Source organism: Arthrobacter sp. CAN_A212 (assembly GCF_015752345.1).
Lineage (GTDB): Bacteria > Actinomycetota > Actinomycetes > Actinomycetales > Micrococcaceae > Arthrobacter_D.
The window spans coordinates 1-4,899 of record NZ_JADOUT010000051.1 but is presented as its reverse complement, the minus strand read 5'-3'; the positions used below and the strand labels follow the sequence as shown (position 1 = coordinate 4,899).

Annotated in this window: 3 protein-coding genes and 1 pseudogene; 3 read left to right on the top strand and 1 reads right to left on the bottom strand. The window is 60.1% G+C overall.

Annotated features, from left to right (window positions below; translation table 11 throughout):
* Positions 1 to 185: 185 nt before the first annotated feature.
* Positions 186 to 1,406 carry an MFS transporter gene (locus tag IWX64_RS16570; protein ID WP_196868226.1) on the bottom strand — a complete coding sequence of 407 codons (1,221 nt, stop codon included), beginning with the start codon at positions 1,404 to 1,406 and terminating at the stop codon, positions 186 to 188.
* Positions 1,407 to 2,473: 1,067 nt separating this feature from the next.
* Here IWX64_RS16570 and IWX64_RS17195 point away from each other — a divergent pair.
* The 3 genes and pseudogenes from IWX64_RS17195 to istA form a co-directional block, all read left to right on the top strand.
* Positions 2,474 to 2,617: pseudogene (locus IWX64_RS17195) on the top strand (GNAT family N-acetyltransferase); the annotation flags it as partial.
* A 783-nt stretch (positions 2,618 to 3,400) separates the two neighbouring features.
* Complete coding sequence (locus IWX64_RS17190) at positions 3,401 to 3,826, top strand: hypothetical protein (RefSeq protein ID WP_334683392.1); 426 nt, start codon at positions 3,401 to 3,403, stop codon at positions 3,824 to 3,826.
* 292 nt (positions 3,827 to 4,118) lie between these two features.
* Positions 4,119 to 4,899 (top strand): IS21 family transposase (istA, locus tag IWX64_RS16560; protein WP_442859070.1); only part of this gene is annotated, 781 nt, incomplete at its 3' end.

The window sequence follows — 4,899 nt, the reverse complement described above, 5'->3', positions numbered from 1 at the left end:
GCGCTCAGAATGTCAGTAGCCAGTGATCGCATGAACCTTTCCATATCGCAATATTGCCAGAAGCGGCCCAACCCAGTGTCCGTAAACCGATCCCCTACCGCAACGACGGATTCCGCAAACCTGGCGTACGGCGTATATGTGTTTGTAGAGGAAGACGTGAGGCAGCATCGGTGGCGCAGCGACATTTAGGCCGCTGCCGGTACTTGTCCGTCGGCGGGCCGGATCAGGACAAGTGCGAGAACGGTGCAGCCGGTGAAGACAATACCGCCGGCAGCAACAGCAAGGGTCAGACCGATGGTGGCCAGTGCCCCTCCAGCAATAGACCCGATGGCTAAGCCAAGAAGCCCCAGAACCCGCGAACCGGCATTGACTCTTCCGCGGAGCTCTTCCGGGACAAGCCGTTGTCGCAGGGACGTGGCGCAGATTCCCCAGACGACGGCGTGCAGGATGTAGATCGCTAACAGGATTGCGGCGAGGATGGGCTCTGTCGTTATTGCCAAAGCGAACAGCGAGATCGCGCCGGTGAGAAGGCTAGCCACGATGGTCATCCGGTAGCCGAATCGTGCTCGGACACGGCTGGTGAGAAATGATCCGGCGAGCCCTCCGAGCGCGGAGACGGCAAGGATCAGTCCGTACTGGGTTTCGTTGGCGCCGAGTCGTTCCTGAGCGAATAGGACGAGGATCGAGAACGGCAGCATGTAACCAACACTTGCCAGGGCACCTACCAGGGCGAGGGCACCGACGACACGATTCTGGGCGATCCACCGCAACCCGTCTAATGCTTCTGTCCAGAACGCAGGACGGGATGATTGCTCCGTGTTGGCGGCTGTGGCTGGTTGTCTTATGGTCCGGGGAAGGGCCAGAGCCAGGAAGCCGGCAACAGCCCATAATCCTCCCATCATGAACACCGGTGCAGTTGCAGCGACGGTGAATAGCAATCCGCCTAAGGGAGGTCCGACAAATTCGTCGGCGACCAGCTGAGTAGCTGAGATGCGTCCGTTCGCCCGGTCGAGGTCCCGATCGTGAACATAGGAGGGAATAAGGGAAATAGCCGCGTTGTCAGCTGCGCTTTCAAGGGTGCCGAGGATCCCAAACGCCATATACAGCAGGATCAGGCCTTCAACGCCGACCAGCAGGCAGATAGCCAGGGCGAGGATCGCGACACCTCGTAGGAGATTGGCTATTGCTAAGAGCGTGCGCCGATCGGCGCGGTCGACCCATACACCGATTGGTAGGGCGACAAGTAACCGAACAAGCGCGTAAACGGTGGCAAGACCTGCGATGAGGCGAGGATCGCTGGTCAGCGACGCTGCCAGAAGCGGAATCGACACAAACGCAAGCCCATCAGCAAGATTCGATGCAGCATTTGCGCCTAGAAGGACGTGGAACGAACGGCCGATAGACATTGCACTGAGCATATAACCCACCCAGAAACTGCCGCGACCTTGCTATTTGGATACGGTTGCCGTGCAACTGGTCACCGTCCCAGTAACGACCGTTCATGGAGCATGATGGCTGCCGCCCATCTGATCCCGCGCGCCGTGTCTCTCGACACCTGTCCGCAAGCTACGTAATCCGGGAAACGTTGACGATACGACCCCGCCATAGATGCGACCGTCTACCCCACCAAGGATGACCACGCCGTGTCCGTTAGCCGATCGGCTAACGGGCGTGAAAGTAGGCATGGTCTCGCCGCGGATCCGGCTACGAACAAGCGCACTTCCATACCCGTACCGAAGCCGCCAGTAGGCTTCAGTGGTAGAACTTGACTATGACCCCGTCAGAAATCCAGCAGCCCCTATGCGTCAGCCAGTCGCCGAGGCGTCAGCTCTCAACGCTGGGGCCAATTGCGGTGATCCTCTGCGCATACGTTCTCCTAGGCGTCTTCAATGTTGTCGATGGGTGGTTGATGTGGTTGGGCATCGCTGTGTTCGGGGCGATACTACTGATCGGAATCTACGGCGTTTTCAGGGCTCGTACCTCTTCATGGGAGCTCCGACTAGATGAGCAGGGAGCGACAGCGCACGGTAGTCCGACGATGCCGTGGTCAGATCTCGTCGAGGTTCGTGTGACCGGCTTGCGTCCGCACTGGCTTTTTCTGGCAAGAAGGCCCCAGGTTGTTGCCTTCGTCGGACGGCCAGGAGTGGTTATGCCTAGCTTGCCCTCAGCGAGGGGGACAAGTATGGCAAATCGTTCCACTCGTCTCAGGGAACGGTTGTACGGGACACAGATGTTATTGATAACGCAGGCTTTCGATGCCCCTACAGACACCATTCTGGATGCAGTCGAACGGTTTAGCGACGTGCCAGTGGTACGAGGCTAATCGCCATCCGATTCGGCTTACGGACAGGGCAGGAATTAGGTGCCGGTTAAAGCCTGAACTGGTCCTTCCTTCGCTTCCCTGGTTATGTCAACATAAGCGGGACCCACGGTGACGGTCTAAGCGAGACCTACTTCGAAGCAATGGAGTAGCTGGATCACGGGAACGGCAGCACCTGCCATTGGGTCGCCCCTCGTGCAGCTAACTTCTGACGAGGCGCGCCAGGACGCACACCGCTTCTATGAGCGGTTGGGATTCGTCGGCTCGCACCGCGGGTTCAAGTACGAGGTGCAATGAAGCCGAGGCAGGCCGGCTAGGGTATCGCGATAGACCATCGGCTTACGGGCGTCCTTTGTGAACGATTTTGTGGCAAGTTTCGTGAAATACGAGCGTCTTGCAGCAATACGAGTGTCGTTGCTGCTTCCAAGATAGGGTGAGCCGATGGATGCAGGAGCTGATGCGTTGTTGGTAGGACCTCGTGGACGACGACTGTGTCTGGAGCTGGCGATGGAGATGAATCCATTGATCAGGTCCACGGTGTTCTGGCTTGCCCATGATCTGGACCCCGGTAAGGGGACATCCAGAGTCCTGCTATCGGCCATGTCTGACGAAAGTCTAGACGAGCCGCCGAGGCCGTCCATGACAGATTTTCTGACGGAACTGACCTCGCTCGTTGCGACGGGGGTCGGATCTGAAGTCATCGATCGTGCTCTGGCCCTGGCTGTCGACACGTCTCGGCCCTGGCAGGAACCAGACGGGGAGGACGTCCTCGCGGCGCTCCCCGAGGTGAGAGGCGTCCTTGCCCAACTCACCCGGCACGTCATGACGGCGTCCTCTACGCAGTGGTGGTCACAGGGCCGGCAGGCAGAGCAGTGGACCATTGACTGGCGGTCGGCAGACGATCCCGCGCCTCTGCCTAGGGAACCATCACAAGCCTTAGCTATGTGGGCTCGGGGCGCGCGCGCCGAGGAGGTCCGTGCCGAGAAGGAAAGACCACGGAATCCTTGTGCCAATTGGTCGGGGACGTGGTGGTCTTTCCCTCAGGGGATTCTGCAATCGGTTGGACGGGTACCGCTGGGCTTGAACCTCATCGAGGACTCTTTCGGCGAGGAGCAGGCAACAGTGATTCCGGTCCGTGGTGTCGGGCGCACTTACGAGGTTCGTGATGAAGACGATTGGGTGTCGCTGTGCCGTGAGTACCCTATGAACGTCACTGCATCTCGGCGTCATGACTGGTTTCGTTGTACGACGCGCGACGGCGAGTGGGTAATACCGGACTGGGAGAAGGTCTCGGGGCGGTGGGATGCGGTGCATGTGACAGTCCTGGGATACCTCAGTAGCGCCAATCGAGCACTTCAGATCGACGCTAATACGTCCACTGTCCTTGCGGGGTGGAACCCCGATACGACGATCTGGCTGACCGATGTCGTGCGCGAGTGGGACGGCCCACGACAGCATTGGCAACGCTCCACTGACCAGGAGTTCTGGGTCATAACCCCAATGTGAACCGACTGGCCACTCTAAGTCTGTCGCGATGAGGGATCCCAAACGGCATGTCAAACCGCCAAACCAAGCTGTGAAAAGGCCGCCATTCTGAGCCAACAGTCACAGCTGGCAGGCACCGGGCGGCTGTCACTGCCGCTGTAACGGTGTCAGCGGCCATGAAAAACTGTCCATAGGCGGCCACGGAATTGCCCACTGATGGCCAGTAAAACTGCCCGCCGGTGGCCATGGGATCTGCCCACTTCTTTACTGGATTGACCGCGCTTGCGCGGCGGGAGCCTCTTCCCGGGGTTTGATGACGGTGTCTAGTCGCACCAAAGTCGCCCGGGAAGAGGCCCAATTGAAGTCTGACGGAGAAATCATGGAAATACTTGCTGCTTATGATCTGACCGGGTCGTTGCGCGCTGCCGCGGAGCTTACGGGCTGTTCGCATCACACGGTCGCCCGGCACGTTGAGGCCCGTGACGCGGGCCAGCCAATGGCCGAGCCGGTCTACCGGGGCCGTGTCACTGACGCGTTCCTGCCCAAGATCGAGGAATGGGTTGAGGCCTCCAAGGGCAAGATCCGCGCCGACAAAGCCCACGACAAACTCCGGGCGCTGGGCTATGAGGGTTCGGAACGCTCGACCCGCCGTGCTGTCGCCCAGGTGCGGGCGGCGTGGCGGCTGGGTCATGTCCGGGTGCACCGGCCCTGGATCACCGAGCCGGGGATGTGGCTTCAGTACGATTTCGGCGACGGCCCCCTGATCGAGGGGAGGAAGACCGTGTTGTTCGTGGCATGGCTGGCCTGGTCGCGGTTCAGGATCGTGATCGCTTTGCGGGATCGGACGGCGCCGAGTGTGTTCGCGGCATTGGACCGCACCTTCCGTGTCCTGGGCGGCGCGCCAACCTATGTCCTGACCGACAATGAGAAAACGGTCACCGTTTCCCATGTTGCCGGGGTCCCGGTGCGTAACCAGCAGACCGTGGACTTCGCCCGCCACTACGGTGTGACAGTGTTGACCTGCCAGCCGGCGGATCCTGCCTCCAAGGGCGGCGTGGAGGCATCGGTGAGGGTCGCTAAAGCCGACATCGTCC